Here is a 24,906-nt window from a genome sequence, read left to right on the forward strand (position 1 = left end):
CGGACACAACAAAGTGCGCCTGGGGCTAAGTTCAACCAGGCGCACACAGAGCTGGTAACCAAAACTCGCAACGCGAGGCACGTTACCAGCGCTCCGAGCCCGCAGCAAGTGTCACGACTGCGGAATCGAGGTGATCAACGCGGTGAGGCCGTCGAGGTCGAGCAGATCCGCCGGGCGTACCGTGACCCCCTCCCGCACGTAGTGGAAGGCCGCGCCGACCCGGTCGACCGGGATCCCGGCCAAGTCCGCCCAGGCCAGCCGGTAGACCGCCAGCTGCACCGCGGCCACCTCCGCGGACGCGCCGCTCGGGCGGGCACCGGTCTTCCAGTCGACCACGTCGAAGCGGTCCCCCGGCCGGCGGAACACCGCATCCATCCGGCCCCGCACCACCACACCGCCGATCACCGTGGCGAACGGCACCTCCACCTCGATCGGCGTCCGGTCGGCCCACTCGCTGGCCAGGAAGCGCCGCTGAAGCTCGGCCAACGCCTCGTCCGGTGCGGCGTCCTCGTCGGCCGCCCCGGGCAACTCGTCGGTGTCGAGCAGCCGGTCCGCCCCGAAACGCTGCTCCAGCCAGGCGTGGAAGGCGGTGCCCCGGCGGGCGTACGGGTTGGGTTCGGCGGGCAACGGCCGGCGCAGCGTACGGGCCAGGGCCGCCGGGTCCCGGCGCAGACTGACAAGTTGCGTCACCGACAGTTGCTCGGGCAACGCCACGTCGATCGGGCCGGACAGTCGGCTCAGCTCCGCCCGCTCGGCCAGCAGCAGATCGGCCTCCCGCCGCCACCGGGCCACCTGCGGATCCGAGGCGGCGGAGTCGTCCGGCCCGCCTTCCCCGGTGAGGAACCGGCGCACCAGCGCCGCCGCCTCGGTCAGCGCCGGCCGACGTACCCCCAGCGGATCCGCCGGCCACTCGGCGCGCAACACCACCTCGGTGGTCGGGTTGACCGCGTCGGGCGTCGGCTCGGGCGTCCACTCGTCGACCAGGTGACCGGGCCCGCCGTCCAGGCAGGCGTCGTGTATCTCGCGCAACAGCGCCGACGGCCCACGTGGGCGTTTGGTGCCCTCCCCCCACCAGTGGCCCGAGCAGAGCAGCAGTCGACGCGGGCGGGTCACCGCCACGTACGCCAGCCGCCGTTCCTCCCGCTCGTCGTGGGCCCGCCAGGCGTCGGTGAACTCCGCCATCGTGCGGGCCACCGCGCGTTGATCGGCGGCCTCGGCCAGGGCCAGCTCGGGTAGCCCGTCGGCGTCACCGCGCAACGGGAACGGCAGGACGCCCAGGCCACCGAGCCAGTGATCGGAATTGCGTACCGGCCCCGGCCACACTCCCCTGCTCAGCCCGGCCACCGCCACGACGTCCCATTCCAGCCCTTTCGCGGCGTGCGCGGTGAGGATCTGCACCGCGCCCTCGACCACCTCCACCTCACCGGGGGCGAGCCCACGCTCCTCGTCCTCGGCGGCGGCGAGATAGGCCAGGAACCCGGCGAGGGTGGCCCCCGGCGTCTCCCCGCTGAACCGGGCGGCCACGTCACCGAGGGCGTCCAGGTGGGCGCGGGCCAGCCCGGCGTCACCGGCACCCTCCCCGCCTGCCCGTACCGCCACCTCCACGTCCAGGCCGGTGGTCCGCTCGATGTCCGCGATCAGCTCCGGCAGGGACTGGTCCAGCCGGTAACGGAGCAACCCCAGTTCCCGGGCGTACGCGCGCAGCCGCGCATACCCCTCGGCCGAGTACGCCTGCGCCGGGCCGAGATCGGCCAGCGCCTCCACCAGGGTCGCCTCGTCCAGGCGATCCGTGACGATCTCGGGATCGCCGTCGTCGGCGAGTTGACGGCGGGCTGCGGCGATGGCCTTGGCCCGGCGGTGCAGGGCGACCAGATCCCGTGGCCCGATCCGCCACCGGGCACCTGTCAACAGGCGCAGCAGGGCGGCGCCGTCGGTCGGGTCGGCCAGCACCCGCAGCGTGCACACCACGTCGCGGACCTCGGGGGTGTCCAGCAGGCCGCCGAGCCCGACCACCTCGACCGGTAGGCCGCGCTCGCGCAGCGCGGCGGCGATCGCCGGGATCTGGCTGCGCAGCCGGACCAGCACCGCCGTGGTCGGGCGGGCGGCGACCGGGATCTGCTCGGGCAGCGCCGCGGGCATCCGGGCCGCACCCTGCCAGGCCGCCAGCAGGCTGTCGGCGATCCAGTCGGCCTCGTCGGCGTACGTCGACAGCAGCGCACAGTGCACGGTGCCGGCGGCGGCCCCGCGCGGGCTGCGGTGTGCGATGGGCTCGTCGACGCTGAGCGCGGCGTGCAGTTCCGGCACCCGGGCACCGGCCGCCCGCAACGGGGTGGCAAGCGCGTTGGCCACCGCGAGGATCTCCGGACGGTTGCGCCAACTGGTGGTCAGCCCGAGCACCCGGGCCGGGCTGCCGTCGCTGCCGACGAACTCGGTCGGGAACCGGTCCAGGGTGCCGGCGCTGGCGCCCCGCCAGCCGTAGATGGACTGGCAGGGGTCGCCCACGGCGGTCACCGGATGCCCGTCGCCGAACAGCGCCCGCAGCAGCACCACCTGGGCGTGGCTGGTGTCCTGGTACTCGTCGAGCAGCACCACGCGGTAGCGGTCCCGTTCGATCTCACCGACGCCCGGATGGTCGCGGGCCACCCGGGCGGCGCGGGCCAACTGGTCGGCGAAGTCCATCGCCTCGAAGTCGTCCTTGCGCCGGGCGTAGGCGCGGACCAGCGGCAGCAGCTTCAGCCGGGTCTGCTGAAGGGCCAGCGCCTTGCGTACGTCGGCGTAGATCCGGCCGGGGCGCGACTGCACGTCGGCGAAGAACCGGCCGGTCCACGCGGCCAGGTCGTCCGGCTCGACCAGGTGCTCGTCCAGCTCACCGGCGAGGGCCAGCACCGCGTCGGTGACCGTGCTGGGCATCCGGTCCACCTCGGACATGTCGCCGTCGTAGTTGCGCACGATGAGATCCACCAACTGCCACCGGGACGCCTCGGTGAGCAGTCGGGTGGACGGCTCGTAGCCGGCCCGCAGACCGTGCTCGGTGACGATCCGTCCGGCGTACGAGTGGTAGGTGGCCACCGTCGGCTCCCCGGCCAACGGGTCGTCGAGCGAATCACGCCCGCGCCGACCGAGGCGGCGGATCAACTGGTCGAGCCGGGTACGCACCCGGTGCCCCAGCTCACCGGCGGCCTTGCGGGTGAAGGTGAGGCCGAGCACCTGCTCCGGCCGCACGTACGAGTTGGCCACCAGCCACACCACCCGGGCGGCCATCGTCTCGGTCTTGCCCGATCCTGCGCCCGCCACCACCAGCAGCGGTTCGACAGGCGCGGCGATGATCGCCGCCTGCTCCCGGGTCGGTGCCGGCAGGTGGAGCAGCTTCGCCAACTCGACAGGGGTGTAGCGCGGACCGGAGTCGGCCGCCCGGGGTGCCGGGGCACCGGGGCTGAACAGCGCGGGCTGGGTCATGCTGCCCGCTTCGCCGGCTGGCACGCTCACTCCTCGCGCTCGGGACGACGCATGGTCGGCGGCTCGACCACCTGTCGCCCCTGCCCGGAGACCGGGCAGCTGGTACGCACCGGGCAGACCCGACACTTCGAGTTGGCGACCGCGGCGAAGGTGGACGCGGCCATCGTATCGGCGGTGCGGCGTACCAGGGCGGTGGCCCAGCCGGCCTCCGGGCCGTCGGTGGCCGGCGGCTGGGACTGCTCCCGAGCGTCGCGCGCACCGGTGCCGAGCTGCACCAGGGCCGCGCCGCCCGACTCGTCGCCGAACTCGGCGAAGGCCCCCGCCTCCACCGCCGCCTGGTACGCGCCGAGCTGCGGATGCTCGACCACCTCGCGTTCGGTGACGGTGGTCGACTTGCCGGTCTTGAGGTCGATCACCACCAACCGGCCGTCCTCGTCCACCTCCAGGCGATCCACCCGACCGACCAGGTCGACGGGCCGGTGCGGGTCGTCGAGGCGGACCGCGAACTCGTGCTCGATGGCGAGCAGCCGACGCGGGTTGGCGGCCAACCAGCGCAGTAGCTTGTCGACCATCGCCTCGGCGCGGGCCCGCTCCGGCCCCACCATCCAGCGGGCCGCCAACTCGATCGCGTCGAACCGGGCGGCGACGTACTCCAGCAGGGCGCTGCGGTCGGCGCGGGCGTCCTCGGCGAGCATCGCCGCCGCGTGCACCAGGTTGCCGACCCCCTGTGCGGCGCTGGCAGGTGTGCTGCCGCCGTGCCGTTCCAGCAGCCAACGCAGGCTGCACCGCAGCGCGCTCTCCATGCCCGACGGGGTGACCCGGACGGGTTCCCCCTCCTCGACCAGCGGCCGGTCGTCGGACAGCGGTCGCAGCCCCCACCACTCGTCGGGATGCGCCCCGGACACCCCGGCGGCACCCAGCCGGGCCAGCTCGGCCGCCGCCGCCTGCCGCCGGGCCAGCGGCGCGGCCGGATCGACGAGCGCGGTACGCAACTCCGCCACCAGGGCGGGCAGGGTCAACGCTCGCGGTGGCCGGCTGACCGGCAAGGTACGCGGCCCGCCCGCCTCGCTGACCGACGCCGCACTGTCGGAGGTCTCACTGACCGACGCCGCACTGTCGGAGGTCTCGCTGTCGGAGGTTCCGGTGCCCGCCGTCGCGTCGGTGGGGGTGTCGCCGGGGCCGAGTTCGTAGAGGAATCGGCTGGGTTGTTCGTCGTGGTCGTCGCCGCCGACCGAGGCCGAGGCGACCGCGCTGACCAGCAGGCGACGTCGGGCCCGGGTCACCGCGACATGGAACAGCCGTCGCTCCTCGTCCAGCAGGGCGGAGGTCTGCCCGACCATGGTGGCCACCGTTCCCGCGCCGTCCGCCCGGCCGGCCAGCACGTCCACCAGCCGTTCCGAGCCGAGCAGGCTGCCGCGCAGCCGCAGGTCGGGCCAGACGCCCTCCTGCACACCGGCGACGGCCACCAGGTCCCACTCCAGCCCCTTCGCGGCGTGCGCGGTGAGCAGCCGTACCGCGTCGCCCCGGTCGGCGGTCGGCGCGAGGGTGTCGGCGGGCAACTCCTGCCCGAGCACATGGTCGAGGAAGACCTCGGTACGCGCACCGGGCAGCCGGTCGGTGAACCGGGCGGCGGCGTCGAAGAGGACCATCACCGCGTCCAGATCGCGGTCGGCCGCCTCCGCCCGACGACGCCGCGCCAGATCGCCTTCGCCGGACACCGACGGCCCTCGGGTCAACGCCGCCGACCAGAGTTCGGCGAGACCACTGGCCCGCCAGACCGCCCAGAGCACGTCCTCGGCGGTGGCGCCCGGCCGAGCGGCCGTCTCCCGGGCCACGGCCAGCAGCCCGGCCACCGTCTGCGCCGGCTCGGCCCAGCGCCGCTCGACACCGGCCAGCTCGGCCGGATCACGCAGCGCCTCGATGATCAACTCGCCGGAAGGGCGGCGATCGCCGGCTGCCAGCGCCAGAGCCCGCAGGCCCTGGCGCAGCCGCCGCTCCGCCAGCGGATCGGCACCGCCCAACGGTGAGTGCAGCAGCGCGACCGCCGCCTCCTCGTCGAGCCGGTCCGGCTCCAGCGCACAACGCAGCAGGAGCAGCAGCGGCGCGACTGCCGGTTGCAGATGCAGCGGCAGGTCCTCGCCGTGCACCACGGTCGGCACACCGGCCGCGTGCAGGGCGCGGCGCAGCGTGGGCAGTTGCCGGCCGGTGGACCGCACCAGCACCGCCATCCGCGCCCACGGCAGCCCGCCGAGCAGGTGCGCCTCACGCAACGCGTGCGCCAACCAGGCCGCCTCACTGGTGGCCGACCGGAAGGTATGGATCTCCATCGAGCCCGGTGGCGTGCCCGGCACGGGACGCAGCCGGCGGTGCGCCGCCGGACCACGCAGCCGCCGCGCCAGTCGGGCGGAGGCGGCCAGCAGCCGCTCCCCGCAGCGGTAGCTCGTGGTCAGCAGCACCTGGGCGGCCGGCGCACCGGACGCCGTCCGGAACCGGTGCGGAAACGTGGTCACGCCGGTCGGGTCGGCGCCCCGGAAGGCGTACGTGGACGAGTCCGGATCGGCGAAGGCGACCAGGGTCAGACCGCCCCCGGCCACCGTCTCCAGCAGATCGCGCTGGGCGGGGTCGGTGTCGGCCAGCTCGTCGACGTAGACGTACGCCAGCCGACGCCGCTCGACGGCCAGCAGCTCCGGATCGTCACGCAGCATCCCGGTGGCCGCCCGGACCAGCTCCGCCGGGTCGTACGCGACCGATCCCCGGTTGGCGACGTCCCGCAGCGCCAGCACGGCCACGTACTCGCGCAGGAACCGGGCAGCCGCCGGCCAGTCGGCCCGACCCAGCTTCTCCCCGAGCCGCGCCAACTCGACCGGACCCACCCCCCGCTCGGCCGCCCGCATCAGCAGGTCACGCAGCTGTGCTGCGAAAGCGCGGGTACGCAACGCCGGACGCAGATCCTCCGGCCAGCTGACCTGGTCGTCGCCGGGCTCCTCCCCGACCACGTCCAGCAGCTCACGAATGATCAGATCCTGCTCGGGGCCGGTGAGCAGGCGCGGCGACGGCTCACCCCGCTCGGCCGCCGCACGCCGCAACAACCCGAAGGCGTACGCCGGGAAGGTACGCACCAGCGGCTCGCGCAGCACCCGCTGCCCATCGGCGGCGATCCGCGCCTCGATACGGTGCCGCAGGTCGGCAGCACCCCGCCGGCTGAAGGTGAGGACCAGGATCCGCTCCGGATCGACCCCTTCGGCGACCCGACTGGCAACCGCCTCGACCAGGGTGCTGGTCTTCCCCGTGCCCGGTCCCCCCAGCACCAGCATCGGCCCGTCGGTGTGCGCCACCACCTCCGCCTGCCCCGCATCCGCCACCCACCCCAGCCCACCCCGCAGCCCAACGCCCCGCGCCGAGCCGCTCTGCGGGCGAGAGGCCTGCGTCGGGCCGGGCTGCTCGGGAGAGCCTTCACCAGCGGGCGGCGAGGTGGGCGCTGGCGCAGTCGACGGCGGGTCGGCGACCGGAAGAGCCTGCGCCGGGGAGCGCCCGTCGGTCGGGCCGTCTCCCTCGGTCGGCCCCCCGGGCCGACGCACCAGCCGGTACGCCTGCATCCCGACATCCCATCACGGGCCTGCGACACCCCCTGCCGCGCCACACCCCCGGAGTTCCGACGCACACCGCGACCTCGACGCACCATCACACCTGCCCCACCCAGCGTGACCGTCCATGATCACCCTCGACCCCTGCCTGACCCAACAGCAAGAAGGGCAGGAACGGGGCAGGAGGGGGAGGTCAGGTGAGGCGGGATTCGAGGAGGTCCAGGGCGGCGGGGAGGGTGTCGGCGAACTGCAGGAGGTTGAAGCCGCCGGGCTTGACGAAGTTCTGCGCGGTCACGTTGCGCAGCCACTCCACCAGGGGCGAGTAGAAGCCGTCGGTGTCCACCAGCACCATCGGCTTGCGGTGCAGGGCCAGGGTGGCGGTGGTCCAGACCTCGAAGAGTTCGTCGAGGGTGCCCAACCCGCCGGGCAGCGTGAGGAAGGCGTCCGACTTCTCGATCATGACAACCTTCCGGCTGGCCATCGAGTCGGTGACCACCAGCTCGTCGGAGGCCAGGTCGGCGACCTCCAGGTCGACGAGCGCCTGCGGGATCACGCCGATCGTCCGGCCACCGGCCGACCGGGCCCCGTCGACAAGTGCGCCCATCATTCCGACGCAGCCGCCGCCGCTGACCAGGGTGTGTCCGCGCCGGGCGATCTCCGCGCCGGTGGCGGTGGCGAGGTCCAGCCAACGCTGGTCGAGGGTACGGGAGGAGGCACAGAATACGCAGATCGCAGCCACTCGGTCAGCGCTCCGACTCTTCTGCCGCCGCCTGCTGGTCCGCGGCGGTACGGGCCACGGCCTCCTCGCGTACCACCTCCTGCTCGGTGCTGAGCGCGGCCTCGGCCTCCACGATGTGCCGCACCGCCTCGGCGATGTCGTCGGTGACGCGGATCAGGTCGAGGTCGACCGGGCCGATCTTGCCCTCCACCGCCATGGTGTCGCGCAGCCAGTCGAGCAGCCCCCGCCAGTAGTCGCTGCCCATCAGCACCACCGGGAACCGGGTGACCTTGCCGGTCTGCACCAACGTGAGTGCCTCGAACAACTCGTCCAGGGTGCCGAAGCCACCGGGCAGCACCACGAACGCCTGGGCGTACTTGACGAACATGGTCTTGCGGGCGAAGAAGTAGCGGAAGTCGATCGCGAGGTCGACCCACTCGTTGATGCCCTGCTCGAAGGGGAGTTCGATGCCGAGGCCCACCGAGCGTCCGCCGGCCTCGCTCGCGCCCCGGTTGGCCGCCTCCATCACGCCCGGGCCACCCCCGGTGATCACCGCGTAGCCGGCCCGGGCCAGGGCCGCGCCGACCGCCTCGGCGAGCTGGCACTCCGGGCTGTCCGGTTTGCTGCGGGCCGAGCCGAAGACGCTAACCGCCGGCGGCAGGTCGGCGAGGGTGTCGAAGCCCTCGACGAACTCGGAGAGGATGCGCAACGCACGCCAGGAGTCCTTGGTCCGCCAGTCGGCTCGGGCCCGCGAATCCAGCAGCCCCTGGTCGGCGGTGCTGGTGGGAATAGCCTGCCGGCGCATCGTGACGGCGCCTCGATGCCGCTCCCGTCCTGGTTCGCGGTGGTTGCTCTGCTCCATGGGAGCAACCGTAGTGGAGCCGGGCCGCAGAACTCGGCAAACACTTTGTGATCTTGTGCAACCAAATCGCTTTCCCAGGCGTCGTACTATTCACATACCGGGTATGCCCCGGCGCGCGGCTTCGGGGGAGGAGACAACGCGTGATCAACAACAACGAACGGATCCGGATCCGGCGACAGATGCAGCGGCGCATCCGCGACGTGGTGGCCGAGCGTCGCCGGGAGCGGCTGCTCGAAACCGCTCCCGAGCCTGACGCCGAACCCGCCACCGACTCCCAACTCACCGCCGTCTGACCGAAAGGCACAAGCCTTCCGGTCAGACGCCGGCAAACCGACGGTTCGGGCGTTCGACGAACCAGGTTCAGGCGCCGGCAAGCCAACTGTGCAGGATGGCCGCGCCCTCGCGGATCTTGCCGATCTCCACGTGCTCGTCCGGGTGGTGGGCCAGGTTCGGGTCACCGGGGCCGAAGTTGAGGGCCGGGATGCCCAGCGCCGCGAAGCGGGCCACGTCCGTCCAGCCCAGCTTGCCGATCGGGGCGGCACCCACCGCCGCCAGGAACTCCCGCGCCGGCGGGGCGTCGAGCCCCGGCAGGGCGCCAGGCGCGCAGTCCGTCACCGCAAGCTCGTACCCCGCGAGCACCTCGCGCAGGTGCGCCTCGGCCTCGGCCGGCGTACGGTCCGGCGCGAAGCGGTAGTTGACCTCGATCTCGCACCGGTCCGGCACCACGTTGCCGGCGACCCCACCGTGGATGCGCACCGCGTTCATCCCCTCGCGGTAGTCGCAGCCGTCGATCGTCACCCGTCGGGCCTGGTACTCGGCGAGCCGGCGCAGCACGTCACCGGCGGCGTGCACGGCGTTGACCCCGTGCCAGGAGCGGGCCGAGTGGGCCCGGACGCCGGTGGTGACCACCGTCGCCCGCATGGTGCCCTGGCAGCCGGCCTCCACCACCCCGTGGGTCGGCTCCAGCAGCAGCGCGAAATCGGCCTGGAGCCACTCCGGATGTGCTGCGGAGACGAGGGTGAGCCCGTTGTACCGGGACTCGATCTCCTCCGCCTCGTAGAAGAAGTACGTCACGTCGTGGCGCGGCTCGGCCAGGGTCACCGCGAGGTGCAGGGCGAAGGCCACCCCGGATTTCATGTCCGAGGTGCCGCAGCCGTACATCAGGTCGCCGCGCATGGTCGACGGGAAGTTGTTGTTCAGTGGAACGGTGTCCAGGTGCCCGGCCAGCACCACCCGCGAGCCCCGGCCCAGGTCGGTACGGGCCATCACGGTGTTGCCGTGCCGGTACGTGCTCAGGTGCGGTACCGCCCGCAGCACCTCCTCCACACAGTCGGCGATGGCCTTCTCGTTGAGGGACACGGACTCGATGTCGACCAGGGCACGGGTCAACGCCACCGGATCGGCGAGGACCTCGGGGGTGAGCGGGTTCTCCATGGTCCGCACGGTACCGTCACAACTGGCTACCGCGAGACGCGAGCCCGTGAGCCCGTGAGCAGCTGGCAACGAGAGGTGAGTACGTGACGTCGACAGAATCCGCGTGGGGCATCGGCCTGGCCACCGTCACCGCCGATGACCAGGTGCTCGACACCTGGTACCCGACCGGCAAGCTGGGCCTGGGCGAGTTGCCGCTGGTGCCCGGCGAGGACGAGGCCGACGTACTGGATCTGCCGCCGGGAGCGCTCGGCGACCGGGCGCTGCCCGGTCTGCGTACCGTGCAGGTGGTGACGGTGATCGGCTCGCTGGCCGACCCGATCAAGGACGCGGCCGACGCGTACCTGCGGCTGCACCTGCTCTCCCACCGCCTGGTGCGGCCCAACCAGCTCAACCTCGACGGCATCTTCGGCAAGCTGGCAAACGTGGCCTGGACCTCCGCCGGGCCGTGCCCGCCGGAGCGGGTGGACGAGCTGCGCGTCATCGAGCGGGCCGCCGGCCGTCACCTGGCCGTGTACGGGGTGGACAAGTTCCCCCGGATGACCGACTACGTGGTGCCCTCCGGGGTGCGCATCGCCGACGCCGACCGGGTCCGCCTCGGCGCGCACCTGGCCAGCGGCACCACGGTCATGCACGAGGGCTTCGTCAACTTCAACGCCGGCACGCTCGGCACCTCGATGGTCGAGGGTCGCATCGTGCAGGGTGTGGTGGTCGGCGACGGCTCGGACATCGGTGGCGGCGCCTCCATCATGGGCACCCTCTCCGGTGGTGGCACGGACCGGGTGAGCATCGGCGAGCGCAGCCTGATCGGGGCGAACGCCGGGATCGGCATCTCGCTCGGCGACGACTGCGTGGTCGAGGCCGGCTGCTACATCACCGCCGCCTCGAAGATCACCCTGCCGGACGGTCGGGTGGTCAAGGCCCGGGAGCTTTCCGGCGTCGACGGGCTGCTGTTCTGGCGCAACTCGGTGAACGGCGCGCTGGAGGCCCGCCCGCGTACCGGCCGGGGCATCGAACTCAACGCCGCCCTGCACGCCAACGACTGAGGTGTAAGGAAGGGCCCCTTCCTAACGCCTCGCGTATAGGAAGGGGCCCCTCTTAACGAACGCCTGCCGCGCGGTTCACCGCAGGCGGTACGCCTGGATGATCCGCTGGGTCACCGTGCTGCCGGTGCTGTCCTGGGCGCTGGCCCGCAGCGACACGTGACCGGTGCCCCGCGGGTGCTTCACGACCGCCTGCCAGCCACTGCCGGCCTTGGTCACCTTCGCCTTCTGCCAGGTCTTCCCACCGTTGTAGGAGACGTCGACGGTCAGCGACGTGGTCCGCCCCTTCGGGGCACCCGCCTGACGTTGCACCTCGATCGGGATGACGAAGGCCCGATTGGCCGGTGCGGAGTTCCGCGCGTCCAACGCAGGCGCGAAGCGGACCACGCTGACCGGCAGCCGCGCGTACTTGTCACCCCGGACATGGCCGGACCGGAAGGTCCACGCCACGCTGACCTCGGTGCTCAGGTCCGTGAAGCTGCGCTTGGCCGACGTCTCCAGCCGGTAGTTCGCCGTACCGGACGGCACCTCGAACTGCCCCCAGCCGTACTCCTCGCTCTCCCCGACCAGCTTGCCGTTGCGATACAACGCGGTACGCCCGGCGTCCGTCACCGAACCGCCGACGTGACCAGCCGCGTCGTGGTACAACCCCAGGGCCAACCCGATCACGTCACCCTGCCGGGTCACGCCGTCGTCCGGCCACCGAGGCGTCGGGAGCGAGGGCCCGTACGGTGCACCGTTCCAGGTCTCCTGGTAGTGCCGACCGGCCCGGTACGCCGTCGGCTCGGACCAGTAGGCGGCCACCAGATCCAGCCACGGCAGGTCCTCGACCGGCGTACCGAACGCCAGTTCGCCGAACCAGCGCACCTGCTTGGTGTTGTAGTACTCGACCCGCTGTCCCGGCACGGCGACCCTCGTCACGGCCGCCCAGCCGCCCAGGTCCGGTTCGAAGACCGGGTAGACGGCTCGCTCGGCCAACGTCCCGGAGTAGCCACCCTGGAACCGGTGGGTGACCTTGGCCAGGTCGCTGTAGCGGTAGTGCTTGGTCAGACCGTTGGGCAGCCGACCCGGGAACTGTTCGCCCAGCCCGTAGAAGTACGTGCTGTTCGCCGCCTCCCAGTCGGTGAACTGACTCGACACCGAACTGACGAAACGGTCCGCCGGCACCGGTCGGCCGAGCTGCCCGATGGCAATACCACTGAAGTCGTCGCCGAGCGCACCGAAGCTGGCTGCGCCGAGGTCGCCGAGCAGGAAGGTCGCCTCGGCCGCGGCCAGCGCCGATGTCGCCGAACGGTCCGGCACGGTGAGCCGTACCGCGCCCGCCTTGCGTCCGTCGATGGTCACCGAGGTGTCCCGCTTCACCTCCAACTCCGGCCCGGCCATCATCGTCACCTGCTCGGTCGCTTCGTCGAACAGGTAGCTGACCAGCCCGTACCGGCCCTTGGGCACCCGGAGCTCCGAGGTACCCGACGGGTCGTACGCGACGTACTCGTCGAAGTTCGCCAGCCCGAGCAGGAAGGTGAAGTGATCGCCTGCCACGGCACCGTCGCGACCCAGGTGCTTCAGGGTCACGTCGTAGCTCTCCACCTCCTTGTTGATTGCCAGCGGGGTGGTCACCACCGTGTCGCCGGAGCTGGCGAGCACCCGGCCGGTGTAGTGGCCGTCCGGGCTGTCGACGCTGGTGTCGGCCGTGACGGTGGCCGAGGCCGTACCACCGGCCGGCACCACGACCTGCTGGGTGCTGAGCGAGAACATGCCGTCCGGGGCCGACTGCCCGCCGGGGCCGGTGGCCTGCACGGTCAGGTCCAGGGTGATCGCCGTAGCGCCGGTGTTGCGCCAGCTCAGTTCCCGGGTGACCGGCTCGTCGTCGTCGTGCGGCCAGATGGTACGACCGAGCGAGACGCTCGCCGGTTCGCTGACCACGTACTGGTTGATCGCCCGCGCCACGTCGACCCGGCCGGCGCCCTGCTGGTACGCGGTCAGGTCCGGATGCGGCTGAGCCGAGGCCATGAGGATGCCCTTGAGCTGTGCCGCGGTGGCGTCGCCGCGCTGCTGGGCGAGCAGGGCCGCCGCACCGGCAACGTGCGGCGCGGACATCGAGGTGCCGGAGAGCGTGACGTAGTGCTCCCCGACCGGCTCGCCGAGCTCGGTGCCGGCTCCCCGGGCCGCGACGATGTCCACCCCGGGTGCGGTGATCTCCGGCTTCAGCCCGTCGTCGCCGACGCGCGGGCCCTGGCTGGAGAAGTAGGCGAGTTCGTCGTCGCGGTCCACCGCGCCGACGGCGAGCGCGGCTTCCGCGCTGGCCGGCGAGCCCACGGAACCGGCCCGGCCGCTGTTGCCGGCCGAGATCACGAAGAGGGCGCCGGTCTGCTCGGTCAACGTGTTGACCGCCTCCTCCAGCGGGTCGATCGCGGGGCTGTCCGACCCACCCAGGCTCATGTTGATCACATCTGCCTGCTGGTCGACAGCCGCCCAGTGCATGCCGGCCAGGATGGCCGACTCGGTGCAGCCCCACTCCTCACAGACCTTGCCGTTCAGCAGTGTCGCGTCCGGGGCCACGCCCCGGTTGCGCCCACCGGAGGCGGCGCCGCTGCCGGCGATGGTCGCCGCGACGTGGGTGCCGTGCCCCACGAGGTCGCCCGCGTCCGCCTCCTCGGTGAAGTTCTGTGCCTCGGCGACCCGCCCGACCAGGTCCGGGTGGGCGGCGTCGACGCCGGTGTCCAGCACCGCCACGCGGACCCCCTGGCCGGTGTAACCGGCCTGGTGGGCGGCGGGCGCACCGATCTGCGGCACGCTGTGCTCCAGGGTCAGCTGCCGCCGACCGTCGAGCCAGACCCGCTCGACACCCCCCGCACCGTCGTGCCGAGCGGCGGCGCTACCGGCAAGGGCCGCCCAGAATTCACTTGTCCCCCGCTTGTCGGCGGTGGCCGCGACGCCCCCGATGGCGGCCAGGTCACGGGTGACGGTCACCCCGTCCGGGGCGGCCGCGCGACGGGCCGCAACCCCTGCCTGGTAGGTCATCAGCAGCGGCAGATGGTCCCGGCGGGCGTCGTCGTAGCCGGTGGCGATCAGACCGGCCACGTCGAACAGTCGACGGTCGACCCGACCGTCGCGAATCAGCGGCAGGGCGTCCTGCGGCACCACCCAGAGGTGGTCCTGCTGCCGTTGGGTGAGGAAGCGGATGCCGGACCGCCCCTCGGCCGGGCGTACGCTCGCCGCTCCGGACGCGCTGACGGTGACCCGGTCACCGGTGATCAGCGTGACGGTCGACTGTCCCGGCGCAGCCGGCCGGGCGGTGAGCTGGGCGGACTGCGGTGCGGCTGGCCCCGGCGGGGTGGCTGCGGCCGCCCCCGGCACCCCGAGCACCAGGGCCAGACTCAGCCCGATGGCGGTCAGTTTGCTCCTTCGTTGCAACTGATCCTCCTCTAGAGAACGTCTATCGATGTGAGGACATCGATGAAACCAGGGTTGCATACCGAGTATGCAAAAGGGAGTCAGAATTTCGACGAAGTTGAGTACGCGGCGCGCACCCGAGCGGCATGATCAGCCGATGAGATCCATGAAGGAGCGCATGCTGGCCGGCGAGCCCTACCTCGCCGACGACCCGGAACTCATCGCCGACCACCTGCGCGCCCTGCGCCTGCTGGAGAAGTTCAACTCCGGCTCCGTCGACCAACGCGAGGCCCGCTTGGCCGTGCTGCGCGAACTGCTCGGCGACCTCGGCGAGGAGACCTGGATCCGCCCACCGTTCCACTGTGACTACGGCTACAACATCCGGATCGGACCACGCAGCTTCGTCAACTTCCAGGCGGTCTTCCTGGACGTCGCACCGATCACCCTCGGCGCGGACGTGCAGGTGGGCCCGAACGTGCAACTGCTCACCCCGACCCATCCGGTCGAGCCGGAGCCGCGCCGCGCCAAGTGGGAGGCGGCCCGACCGATCACCATCGGCGACAACGCATGGCTGGGCGGTGGCGCGATCGTCCTCGCTGGAGTGACGGTGGGTGACAACACGGTCGTCGGCGCAGGGGCCGTGGTGACCCGGGATCTGCCGGCCAACGTCGTGGCGGTCGGTAACCCCGCCCGACCGGTACGCCAGATCGGCTGACCCAGACAACTACTTCTACCTGCACAAATACCGTCCTGGCGGTTGGCACTCGACCCAGAAGTCAAGCACTCTGGGTATTGGAGCTATCACCGGGAGGTGTCACTGTGGGCGGCCGGATTCTCGAACTTCGCGTACACGGAGTGTCCAACACGCCTCCCGCCGACACCCTGGGACTGAGCTCGACCCCAGGCGGCGAGGCCGCCGCACCGCAACTCGTCGCCGGTGGCCCGATCACCGGCTTCTACCGCTCCGCCACCAGCACGCCGCTCGACCCGATCGCGGTCGAGGCGTACAGCTGGGGGCAGTTGACCTCGGGGGCACGGACGGCACGCGACGTCGAGCGAGCACTGTGGACACTGCTGCTGCCCTTCACCCTCGCCAACGTGGCGCTGCACGCCCGACCCGGCATCCCGCCGGACCCCAACACCGAACGGCTGGCCAGCCGGTCCGGGATCACCGCCTGGCTGATCCGGATGTTCTGCCTCAGCCTGACCTGCACTCCGGTGTTCGCGCTGACCACCGTCGGCGTCGACCTCATCGCCTGGCAGTGCGTGGACTCGGCCTGCCTGAACCGGCTGCCCGGGCCGTGGGACTTCCTCGCCAATCCCTGGTGGCGGCAGAGCGGCCGGTCGCTCGCGGCCGGGCTCACCGTCCCACTCACCCTGATCGCGGTGCTCGGCGTCGTCGCCTGGCGGACATACCAGTACGAGGCGGTGATGCCCGCCGACCCGATGGACCCGCCGGTGCACCACACACCCGGCCCGGTCGACGCCGAACTGCCGGACGCACAGCCGGTGCCGGAGCCGCCACCCCCGCCCGCGCCCGCCGGACCACTCGCCAGTCCGCTACAGGATCCGACCTTCTGGTGGGGCGAGGGACAACTACGCCGGGCCGCCGTCCTGCACCTGTGCACCGGGACGGTGGTCGCGGCAGCCATCCCGCTCGGCACCGTCCTGGTGCTCAGCCCGCCGCACGGGATTCAGGCGGTGATCGCCTGGACCAGCGTGCTGGTGCTCGTCGCGGTCGTGGTGATCACCCTGGTGGCGCTCACCCTGCCCAGCCTGACCCGGCGCGACGGGGCCACCCCGCTCGGCCGGTGGAGCATCGCCGTCATCGTGCTCACCGTGACCGGGTTGACCGGCACCGTCCTGGTGCTGATGCTGCCCGACACCGGCGCCTCGCTCGCCGCCCTACGCCCGCCACCCGGTTGCGCCAACCTCCCCACCCAGCCCGGCTGCCTGGAGGACCATTCGCTGCCCGGCATCGACCGGATCGCCGCCTGGTTCGTCACCGGTCAACTGCTGCTGCTGATCGCCATCGGCGCGACCTCCCGCTCCGGCCGCCGCGGCGGCGCCGCCCCCGCCGTCGCCACCGTGCTGCTGGTCGCCGGCGCCGTCTGGAGCCACGGCTGGCTACCCGCCGTCCCGGCGGCACCACTGGAGGTCTGGCAGATCGCCCTGCCGCTGCTGCTGCTCGCCGCGGCCGGCCTGCTGCTGCCCCGGACCCGGATCGCCGAAGGCAAGCAGCCGCTCGGCCCGTACACCGACCTGACCTGGCGTGGCCAGGCACCCGCCGTCATCGCCGGCTTCGGCTGGCTGCTCTGCCTGGCCTACTGCGCCGGGCTGCTCTACTGGGTCACGAACCGGCTCAACGGCGGCAGCGTCCCCAGCGGCGCGGCACCGGTCACCCCACCGACGCCGGTCACCTGGGGCGGGCTGCTCTTCGGTGCCGCGCTGCTGATGCTGACCGTGATCGTGATCCGTGCCATCGTGCTGTTCCGCCGGCTGCACCGCACGGAGTACGCCAAGCTGGCGGCCAGCGGGCCGCTCTCCGCCCACGATCTGCGCCGCGGCCGGGACGTGAGCACCCACCGCGCCCTGCATCGGCTGGTCGGCGAACACGCGCTGGGTCTGATCGGCTGGTACGCCGCCGCGCTGCTCGTGCTGGCCGTCGTCGGCTGTGTCGCCGTCCTCTCCCCCGCCCCGCCGCACCCCGACCCGGCCACCGGCAGTTCCGCAGTGATGATCAAGCTGGTCGCCGACCTGGGCGACGCACTGCTCGGCTGGCTGCCGGTGACGATCGCCGCCATGGGTCTGCTGGTCTACCGCAACAACACCGTCCGCCGGTCGGTCGGCGTGGTCTGGGACGTCGGCACCTTCTGGCCCCGCGCCGCGCACCCGCTCGCCCCGCCCAGCTACGCCGAGCGCGCGGTACCCGAACTGCTCACCCGCACCGCCGGCCTGCTCGCGCTTGCCGAACACGACCCCCGCCGGGTGGACGGCATCATCCTGTCCGGGCACAGCCAGGGCACGGTGATCTGCACCGCGGTCCTGCTCCAACTGCCCGAGCGCTGGCGGCGACAGATCTGGTTCTTCTCGTACGGCTGCCAGTTGACCCGCCTCTACGGCCGGATCTTCCCGGCGTACTTCGGACCGGACCGGTTGCCGGTGCTGACCGAGGCGCTGACCCGCTCGTGCGGTTCGATCGGCTGGACGAACTTCTGGCGGGACACCGACCCGCTCGGCTGGCCGGTCAGCGCCGGCGAACGCGACGTCCCCGTCACCGACCCGGAGGCGCTGCACCCCAGCGACGGCGAGGTGGCCGACCCGCCGATCCGCAGCCACAGCGGCTATCCGGAGGCCGCCGAGTTCCAGCGGGAACGCAGTCGGGTGGCCTGGCTGCTCCGCCGGGCCGTACCGTCACCCCGGCGGGGGCTCGGCTAGGCGTACCACCAGGTCGGCCCGGTCGGCGGTGCCGGTCACCAGCGCGGCGTTGACCTCGTCGCTGCCCAGCGCCCACGCCTGCGCCTCCTCGGTGGAGCGTCCGTACGCGACGTGCCGGTCGACCAGCCGCCGGTGCCGCAGCTCCGCGTCCAGATCGAGGAACCACGCCTCGTGCAACAACGAACGCACCTCGTCCCAGGGCCACTGCGGGACCAGCAGGTAGTTGCCCTCGGTCACCACCAGCCGGACCTCCGGCGGCACCTCGATCGCCCCGGCGATCGGCTCCTCCAGGTCGCGGCGGAACTCGGGCGCCCAGACCGAGGTGGGCTCCTTGCGTTTGAGTCGACGCAGCAGCGAGACGTAACCGTTGGCGTCGAAGGTGTCGACCGCGCCCTTGCGCGCGGCCCGGCCGAGTCGGTGCAGCTCGGCCTGGGCCAGGTGGAAGCCGTCCATCGGCACCAGCCGGGCGGCCGGGCCGAGGGCCGCCACCACCTGCGCGGCCAGGGTGGACTTGCCGACGCCTGGCGCACCGGTGATGCCGAGCAGTTGACGAGGACCGGCGTCGGCAAGCGTACGGGCCCGGGCCAGCAACTCCTCGACCGGCAACACCTGGGCGGCGGGCATCAGGACAGCGCCGGCCGGGTGATCGCGAACCGGGCCCGCACGGCGGCGTGCACCTGCTGCGGCTGCGGGTCGAAGTCCAGCTGAGGCGGGCCGCCGGCGCTGGTCTCGGCGTCGAACGCCATCCGCATCATCTGCGGCTGGACGCTGCCGCCCTCGTCGGCCAACTCGATCAGATCGGTGACCTGGGCACCGAGCGCCTCCGCGTACTCGCGGGCGCGTTGCACCGCGTCGGTGAGCGCATCGTGGCGGGCCGCCCGGTAGGTCGGGCTGTCCGGGCGCAACGACCACCACGGACCGGCCACCGCGACCTGGTCCTGATCGGCCAGGCGCAGCATCACCTCGCCGAGAGCGGTGAAGTCGGTGACCGTCACCGTGGTCACCACCGAACCGTGCCAGGCCACCACCCGCTCGCCGGAGCGCCGGGTCTCGGGCCGCACCCGCAGGTCCCCGGTTTCCCGACGGTCGATCGACGACTCGGCGGCGTCCAGCAGCACCCGGATCGCGGCGGCCCGCTCGGCCAGCCGGGTCAGGACGACCTCCCGGTCGCGGTCCCGGGCCAGCGCAGTGACCGTGAACTGGGCGACCTCGGGATCGACCTCACGGTAGGCCTCGCCGCGTACCGTCACCACCGGTCCGTCCACCATGCCCTCACCCTAGCGGCGGGGCTTGCGCCACGCCCACCGATGCGACCGTAGGTCAGGCCGGTCGTGGACGCTGCGCCCGGTAGGAGACGACGTCGTCGTCCACCCGGCAGGCGCTCAGGTGCCCACCGGCCGCACCCAGCGCACCCAACCAGGCCACCTCGTCGGCGGGCGCACCGGCCAGCGGAAACGACAGCTCCTGCTCGGCGTGGGGCCGGTCGGTCAACGCCGCACGGGCGGCGGCGGCCTCGGCGTACCGGGCGGTGAGCAGTTCGGGCTCGTCGTCCCGCAGCGCCCTGGACAACTCGTCGAGGTAGCCGGTCACCTCGGTCAACGCGGCCAGCACCTCGGCCCGGTTGCCCCGCAGCATGTTCGTCGTCCGCTGCGGCGGGGTGCCGGCCACCCGGGTGCCGTCGCGGAAACTGCCCGCGGCCAGGGTGAGCACCGCGTCGCGCAGCGCGGACCGCTCGGCCGCACCGGCCAACGCCCCGGCGAGCAGATGCGGCACGTGGGAGGCGAACGCGACCACCCGGTCGTGTCGGTCCGCCGCCATCGGCACCACCCGGGCGGCGAAGACCTCGGTGATCAGGGCGGTGAGTCGACGGAACGCGGCAAGTCCGTCGCGGGCCGGGCAGAGCACCCAGGCGGCCCCGGCGAACAGGTCCGGCACCGCCGCCGACAGCCCGGCCCGGTCGGTGCCGGCCATGGGATGACCGGGCACGAACCGGTGGGTGAGGCCCTGCGCCGCGGCGAACGCCGCCAACTCCGCCTTGGTGCTGCCGACATCGGTGAGCAGGCAGTCCTCGCCGGTCAGCCCGGCGACCTCGACAAGCGTCGCCGGCAGGGTGGGCAGTGGCCCGCCGAGGAAGACCACGTCCCGGTCGGCCACCGCGTCGGCCATCAGGTCGGCGGTGGGTACGCCGAGCGCCCGAGCTTGCCTGCGGGTCGCCTCGTCCGGGTCCCAGCCGATCACGTCCAGCCCGGCGGCGTGCAGCCGGAGCAGCACCGAACCGCCGATCAGACCGGTGCCGAGCACCGCCGCGCGCAGTCCTGCGCCGGCCCTGACCACCATCGCGTACCTCGGCGTCCCGTGTCGGGCGCGGACCCGTCCGGCCCCGCGCACAGTCCCGGCCGAGGATATCGCCCGGACCAGTCGGTGTCGGCCCGCCGTCGTGGGCCTGCGACAACGACACCTGCCCGATCGAGGCGGCGCGATGTTGGGCCGTACGGGGGATATCGAAGAAGTCGATCAAGCCAATAGCTTTCCTCCGCTACCGCCCGGCACGGGCGATTCTGCACGGGGGAGGACACTCATGGCAGCTACCTATCGGGCTCTCGCCTCGGTTCTCATGTTGATCGGCTTCTACGTGGTCGCGCTGCTCCAGCTGGTCGCCGTCGGCGCGCTGTTCTACTTCATCGCCAGCAGGGGCAACGGCCTGGTGGCCACCAAGCTGATGTTGCCGCTGGTCATCGCGCTGGGCGCGGTGGCCGTCGGGCTCTGGAAGGCGATCCGCACCAGCCACGAACCGGCACCCGGCCTGGTGCTCGACGAGCGGGACGCGCCCCAGCTCTGGTCCACCGTTCGTGAGCTGGCCACCGCGGTCGGCACCCGGGCGCCGGACGAGATCCGGCTGGTGCCCGAGGTGAACGCGGCGGTCGGCGAGGAGAGTCGCCTGCTGGGCCTGGTCGGTGGTCGGCGCACGCTCTACGTCGGTCTGCCTCTGCTGCAGGGGCTGCGGGTCGACCAGTTCCGCTCGGTGCTGGCCCACGAACTGGGTCACTACTCGGGCAAGCACACCCGCCTCGGCGAAGTGGCCTACCGGGGCCGGGTGGCGATCGGCACCACAATCGAACGGATCAAGCCCCGCAACCCGGTCGGCTGGATCTTCAAGGGCTACGCCAAGCTCTACCTGCTTGTCGACAACGCCGCCTCGCGGCGTCAGGAACTGGAGGCCGACCGCGCGTCGGTCCAGCTCGCCGGCCACGAGGCGGCCACCTCCGCGCTGCGTAGCCTGCCCGCGCTCGACTCCGCCTGGAACTTCTACATGGGCGCGTACGTCGAGTCCGGCTGGGAGGCCGGGCTGGCGCCGGACGACCTCTTCGGTGGCTTCGGTCAGCTGCTCCAGGGCCGACGGGAGCAGCTGGAGAAGCTCCGCGAGGAGACGCCGGACCGGGAGACGTCACGCTGGGACACCCACCCGCCGATCGGCATCCGGATCGACGCGATGGCACAGCTGCCGCTCGTCGCCGGGGCAGCTGACGAACGTCCGGCTGCGAGCATGCTCACCGACGTCGCCGGCGCCGGCCGGCGACTGCAGAGCATCGTGATCGAGCAGGGCGACCGCCAGGTGCTGCCGTGGCCCGATTTCACCCACGCCGCCATCACCGCCGGCCAGCAACGTCAGGTGGACGGGATCTACCGGGCTGCGGGCCGGTTCACCGGCGTGGCCACGCCGGGCCTGACGACCGTCCTCGACCTGGTACGGGACCGGCGGCTCGGCGAATTCGCCGAACAGTTCTTCGACGACGCCACCGGCGAGGAGGCCGCGGTCAGGTTCGCCGGGCCGATGGAGTTGTTGCTGAGCAACGCCGCCATCCGTGCCGGCCGCGCCCGCTGGCTGCTCTCCTGGACCGGTCCGGCGCAGTTCGTCGGCGTCGACGGCGAACCGCTGGACCTCGCCGAGATCGCCAAGCTCGCCGTCGACCCGCAGACCCTGGACGAGGCGGTGGCCCGACTTACCGAACTCGGCGTCGACGTGACCGTGGCGACGGTCGTACAGGCCCGGGCCAACGCCGACAACGCCGGGGTGATCGGCGCCATCGGCAATGTGAAGATCGACGGTACGGAGCACGACCTGCTGATCCTCGACCGTGGCCTGATCATGGTCGGCGACCCGGGCAAGGCACGCGACGGGGAGAAGCGGCTCACCGAACTGCTGGAGTCGACGCCGATCTCGCAACTCGCTCGCTGGCACCAGTTCCTCCCCTACGAGGAGGTGACGTCGGTGACGGTGACCAGGGAGATCCCGCTCAAGGCCGAGGTGACCCTGCACGACGGTCGCGTCCTCGCCCTGCAGGAGCTCTACGGCAGCATCCTGCTGGAGCGCCGCAGCCGGGACAACCTGCTGCGGGTCTTCGAGCGCATCAACGGCGCCTGACCGCGCCGTCCTCCCCGCCGATCCGGCAGGTCAGCGGAATCGGCGGGGAGGAACGTGCGGGTCGGTCAGAGCTCGGCGAGGCGGGCGGCGACGGCGGCGATCCGCTCGTCGGACTCGGTGAGCGCGGCCCGGACGTACTGGCGGGCACCGGGACCGTAGAAGACACCGGCGGCGACCAGGATGCCCCGTCGGGCCAGCCAGTCGACGGTGTCCCAGCAGTCCTCGTCGCGGGTCAGCCAGAGGTAGAGCCCCGCCTCGGAATGCTCGGCCCGGAACCCGGCGTTCGTGAAGGCCGACCACAGCGTCTCGCGTCGCGCGCGGTAGCGCTCCCGCTGCTCGGCGGCGTGTTCTTCGTCACTCAGGGCGGCCACCATCGCCGCCTGCACGGGTGCCGGCACGATCATCCCCGCGTGTTTGCGGATCTTGAGCAGCTCCGCCACCAGGGCCGGATCGCCCGCCACGAATCCCGCTCGGTAGCCGGCGAGGTTGGATCGCTTGGACAGCGAGTGCACCGCCAGGACCGAGTCGTACGAGTCGCCGCAGACCTCGGGCGCAAGCACCGACACCGGTTGCGCCGTCCAGCCCAACGGCAGGTAGCACTCGTCGCTGGCGACCACCGCGCCACGCTCCCGCGCCCAGTCCACCACCTTGCGCAGGTGGCTGACCGGCAGCACCTGCCCGGTCGGGTTACCCGGAGAGTTCACCCAGACGAGGCGTACCCGGGAGGTCGGCCCGACGGCGGTCAACGAATCGGCGCGTACGGTGGTGGCCCCCGCCAGCCGAACCCCGTCCTCGTAGGTCGGGTAGGCGACCGAGGGCACCACCACCACGTCGCCCGGCCCCAGCCCGAGCAGGGTGGGCAGCCAGGCGACCAACTCCTTCGAGCCGATCGTCGGCAGCACCCCGAGCCCGTCCGGCCGGGCACCACAGGAGCGGATCACCCAGGCGGTGATCGCCTCCCGTAGCGCGACGGTACCGGCCGTCAACGGATAACCCGGAGCGTCGGCCGCGTCGGCCAGCGCCCGCTGGATCACCTCCGGGACCGGGTCGACAGGCGTACCCATGGACAGGTTGATCAAGCCGCCCGGGTGCGCCGCGGCCAGTACGGCCGCGGCGTCCAGGGTGTCCCAGGTGAAATCAGGTAGCCGTGCCGAAACCGGCGCGGGCCGGTTCAGTGCCCCTCGCCGCGCGGCGGCTGCGCGGCGACGAAGGTCGCGTCCTTCTCCACCTTGCCGATCTTCGAAGCACCCCCGGGCGAGCCCAGGTCCTCGAAGAACTCGTAGTTGGCGCCGGTGTAGTCCTTCCACTGCTCCGGAACGTCGTCCTCGTAGAAGATCGCCTCTACCGGGCAGACAGGCTCACAGGCACCACAGTCGACGCACTCGTCGGGGTGGATGTAGAGCATCCGATTGCCCTCGTAAATGCAGTCGACCGGGCATTCCTCGATGCATGCCTTGTCGAGCACATCCACGCACGGCTCGGCGATGATGTAGGTCACCGGTCTTCTCCTCCGCAAGACACGCCGCGATCACCCGCGACGCTAAGAGCCTAGTATCTCGTCGGGGAGGAGGTCGATCGTGCTCGGAGAGCAGGATTTAGGACACCGGATCGTGGTCCGACGCGTGGTGGGCATCCGCGCCGGTCGTCCGGTCTTCTCCGACGCTCTCGGCGAATTGGTCGAAGTGACCGATTCCTACCTCACCCTGACCACCCGTACCGGGCAGCTGCGCGTCCCGATGGCGGAGGTGCACCGCGCGAAACGGGTACCGCCGACGCGACGCCCGGCGGCCGACGCCGTGATCGAGGTGGAACTCGCCGCCGACGAGGCCTGGCCGGCACCCACCCGCGCCCGGCTCGGTGGCTGGCTGCTGCGAGCCGCCGACGGCTGGACCGGACGGGCCAACTCCGCCCTCCCGGTCGGCGATCCGGACCGACCGCTGCCGGCCGCGCTGGACGCGGTCGAGCGCTGGTACGCCGACCAGGGCCAGCCGCCGCTGGTCACCACTCCCCTGCCGCTGGCCGCACCGGTCGGCGCCGAACTCGACAGGCGCGGCTGGGACAGCCGCCCGCCGGTGCTGGTGCAGACCGTCGGGCTGACCGTCCTCACCACCCCACCCGACGCGGCACCGCAGGACGCGCGCCCGGCCGTCATCGAGCTTGCCGGGGCACCCTCGGACGAGTGGCTCGCGGTGGCGGCCAGCCGCAAGGGCGGGCTACCCGCGGCCGCCCGGCACGTGCTCACCGCCGTGGACCAGGTCCGCTTCGCCCACGCGTACGTCGACGGGACGCTGGTGGCCGTCGGCCGGGGCACGGTGACCGGGCAGGGCCGCTGGCTGGGGCTGTCGTTGATCGAGGTGCTGCCCGCCGCCCGTGGTCAGGGTCACGCCACCGCCGTGACCCGGGCGCTGGGCCGGTGGGCCGAGGCGGCGGGCGCGACCGACGCCTTCCTCCAGGTGGAGCAGCACAACACCGCCGCGGTCGCGCTCTACCGCAAGCTCGGCTTCACCACCCACCACACCTACCGCACCCGCTTCACCCCAGGCTGACCAGCGTCAGCG

17 protein-coding genes are annotated in these 24,906 nt (G+C 72.3%); 6 read left to right on the forward strand and 11 right to left on the reverse strand.

The annotated features are described in order from the left end of the window. Nucleotides 1-111: 111 nt before the first annotated feature. The 4 genes from C1A38_RS14525 to C1A38_RS14540 form a co-directional block, all read right to left on the reverse strand. A complete protein-coding gene (locus C1A38_RS14525; RefSeq protein WP_102658383.1) occupies nt 112-3,456 on the reverse strand; it encodes an ATP-dependent helicase in 3,345 nt (1,114 codons plus the stop codon). A gap of 26 nt (nt 3,457-3,482) precedes the next feature. Continuing rightward, a complete protein-coding gene (locus tag C1A38_RS14530; RefSeq protein ID WP_502696937.1) occupies nt 3,483-6,770 on the reverse strand; it encodes an ATP-dependent helicase in 3,288 nt (1,095 codons plus the stop codon). A 463-nt stretch (nt 6,771-7,233) separates the two neighbouring features. Beyond that, on the reverse strand, nt 7,234-7,779 hold the full coding sequence (locus tag C1A38_RS14535) for an LOG family protein (protein ID WP_102658358.1): 546 nt from the start codon (nt 7,777-7,779) through the stop codon (nt 7,234-7,236). A gap of 4 nt (nt 7,780-7,783) precedes the next feature. Next, nucleotides 7,784-8,620: an LOG family protein gene (locus C1A38_RS14540; RefSeq protein WP_102658359.1), complete on the reverse strand. Its 837-nt coding sequence runs from the start codon at nt 8,618-8,620 to the stop codon at nt 7,784-7,786. 140 nt (nt 8,621-8,760) lie between these two features. Here C1A38_RS14540 and C1A38_RS31375 point away from each other — a divergent pair, with 140 nt between their 5' ends. Next, nucleotides 8,761-8,913 (forward strand): hypothetical protein, encoded by a 153-nt coding sequence (locus C1A38_RS31375; protein ID WP_199180208.1) that lies wholly within the window; start codon nt 8,761-8,763, stop codon nt 8,911-8,913. A gap of 67 nt (nt 8,914-8,980) precedes the next feature. Here the strand turns inward: C1A38_RS31375 and dapE are convergent, their stop codons facing one another. After that, on the reverse strand, nt 8,981-10,054 hold the full coding sequence (dapE, locus tag C1A38_RS14545; protein ID WP_102658360.1) for a succinyl-diaminopimelate desuccinylase: 1,074 nt from the start codon (nt 10,052-10,054) through the stop codon (nt 8,981-8,983). 83 nt (nt 10,055-10,137) lie between these two features. Between dapE and dapD the strand changes: the two genes are divergently transcribed. Beyond that, nucleotides 10,138-11,097 (forward strand): 2,3,4,5-tetrahydropyridine-2,6-dicarboxylate N-succinyltransferase, encoded by a 960-nt coding sequence (gene dapD, locus C1A38_RS14550; protein ID WP_013735779.1) that lies wholly within the window; start codon nt 10,138-10,140, stop codon nt 11,095-11,097. Nucleotides 11,098-11,172: 75 nt separating this feature from the next. Here dapD and C1A38_RS14555 read toward each other — a convergent pair whose 3' ends face one another. Further along, nucleotides 11,173-14,508, reverse strand: a complete 3,336-nt coding sequence (locus C1A38_RS14555; RefSeq protein WP_102658361.1) for a S8 family serine peptidase — start codon at nt 14,506-14,508, stop codon at nt 11,173-11,175. A gap of 136 nt (nt 14,509-14,644) precedes the next feature. Between C1A38_RS14555 and C1A38_RS14560 the strand changes: the two genes are divergently transcribed. Both C1A38_RS14560 and C1A38_RS14565 read left to right on the forward strand, forming a co-directional pair. Continuing rightward, nucleotides 14,645-15,202, forward strand: a complete 558-nt coding sequence (locus tag C1A38_RS14560) for a sugar O-acetyltransferase (protein WP_102658362.1) — start codon at nt 14,645-14,647, stop codon at nt 15,200-15,202. Between the two features lie 140 nt (nt 15,203-15,342). Then, entirely contained in the window at nt 15,343-17,925 is a 2,583-nt protein-coding gene (locus C1A38_RS14565; protein ID WP_233196830.1) for a hypothetical protein, read from the forward strand. Here C1A38_RS14565 and C1A38_RS14570 read toward each other — a convergent pair. From C1A38_RS14570 to C1A38_RS14580, 3 genes are read right to left on the reverse strand one after another with little or no spacing between them, the layout of a single operon-like run. Further along, the gene (locus C1A38_RS14570) at nt 17,902-18,549 is read right to left on the reverse strand and encodes a nucleoside/nucleotide kinase family protein (RefSeq protein ID WP_102658364.1); all 648 of its coding nucleotides are present in this window, start codon (nt 18,547-18,549) and stop codon (nt 17,902-17,904) included. The two genes, C1A38_RS14565 and C1A38_RS14570, sit on opposite strands and share 24 nt — an antisense overlap. Further along, nucleotides 18,549-19,193: an SIMPL domain-containing protein gene (locus tag C1A38_RS14575; RefSeq protein WP_102658365.1), complete on the reverse strand. Its 645-nt coding sequence runs from the start codon at nt 19,191-19,193 to the stop codon at nt 18,549-18,551. Before C1A38_RS14575 ends, C1A38_RS14570 begins: the two co-directional genes overlap by 1 nt. Nucleotides 19,194-19,245: 52 nt before the next feature. Next, on the reverse strand, nt 19,246-20,262 hold the full coding sequence (locus C1A38_RS14580; RefSeq protein ID WP_102658366.1) for a prephenate dehydrogenase: 1,017 nt from the start codon (nt 20,260-20,262) through the stop codon (nt 19,246-19,248). A gap of 241 nt (nt 20,263-20,503) precedes the next feature. Here C1A38_RS14580 and C1A38_RS14585 point away from each other — a divergent pair, with 241 nt between their 5' ends. After that, nucleotides 20,504-22,348, forward strand: coding sequence for a M48 family metallopeptidase (locus C1A38_RS14585; RefSeq protein WP_102658367.1), 1,845 nt, complete (start codon nt 20,504-20,506; stop codon nt 22,346-22,348). Between the two features lie 65 nt (nt 22,349-22,413). Here C1A38_RS14585 and dapC read toward each other — a convergent pair whose 3' ends face one another. Beyond that, a complete protein-coding gene (gene dapC / locus C1A38_RS14590) occupies nt 22,414-23,523 on the reverse strand; it encodes a succinyldiaminopimelate transaminase (protein ID WP_102658384.1) in 1,110 nt (369 codons plus the stop codon). Continuing rightward, a complete protein-coding gene (fdxA, locus tag C1A38_RS31810; protein ID WP_007464872.1) occupies nt 23,520-23,846 on the reverse strand; it encodes a ferredoxin in 327 nt (108 codons plus the stop codon). The genes dapC and fdxA overlap by 4 nt, the downstream gene beginning before the upstream one ends. A gap of 79 nt (nt 23,847-23,925) precedes the next feature. Between fdxA and C1A38_RS14600 the strand changes: the two genes are divergently transcribed. Continuing rightward, nucleotides 23,926-24,894: a GNAT family N-acetyltransferase gene (locus C1A38_RS14600; RefSeq protein ID WP_102658368.1), complete on the forward strand. Its 969-nt coding sequence runs from the start codon at nt 23,926-23,928 to the stop codon at nt 24,892-24,894. Nucleotides 24,895-24,906: the final 12 nt, after the last annotated feature.

Source organism: Verrucosispora sp. ts21 (genome assembly GCF_002879555.1).
GTDB classification, from domain to species: Bacteria; Actinomycetota; Actinomycetes; order Mycobacteriales; family Micromonosporaceae; genus Micromonospora; species Micromonospora gifhornensis.

Coding starts and splice junctions, on each gene's coding strand:
- C1A38_RS14570 (WP_102658364.1), bottom strand. CDS start 18,549: ATGCCCGCCGCCCAGGTGTTGCCGGTCGAGGAGTTGCTGGCCCGGGCC.
- C1A38_RS14540 (WP_102658359.1), bottom strand. CDS start 8,620: ATGGAGCAGAGCAACCACCGCGAACCAGGACGGGAGCGGCATCGAGGC.
- C1A38_RS14575 (WP_102658365.1), bottom strand. CDS start 19,193: ATGGTGGACGGACCGGTGGTGACGGTACGCGGCGAGGCCTACCGTGAG.
- C1A38_RS14530 (WP_502696937.1), bottom strand. CDS start 6,770: ATGCTGGTGCTGGGGGGACCGGGCACGGGGAAGACCAGCACCCTGGTC.
- C1A38_RS14585 (WP_102658367.1), top strand. CDS start 20,504: ATGGCAGCTACCTATCGGGCTCTCGCCTCGGTTCTCATGTTGATCGGC.
- C1A38_RS14525 (WP_102658383.1), bottom strand. CDS start 3,456: ATGACCCAGCCCGCGCTGTTCAGCCCCGGTGCCCCGGCACCCCGGGCG.
- dapE (WP_102658360.1), bottom strand. CDS start 10,054: ATGGAGAACCCGCTCACCCCCGAGGTCCTCGCCGATCCGGTGGCGTTG.
- C1A38_RS14580 (WP_102658366.1), bottom strand. CDS start 20,262: ATGGTGGTCAGGGCCGGCGCAGGACTGCGCGCGGCGGTGCTCGGCACC.
- C1A38_RS14560 (WP_102658362.1), top strand. CDS start 14,645: ATGAGATCCATGAAGGAGCGCATGCTGGCCGGCGAGCCCTACCTCGCC.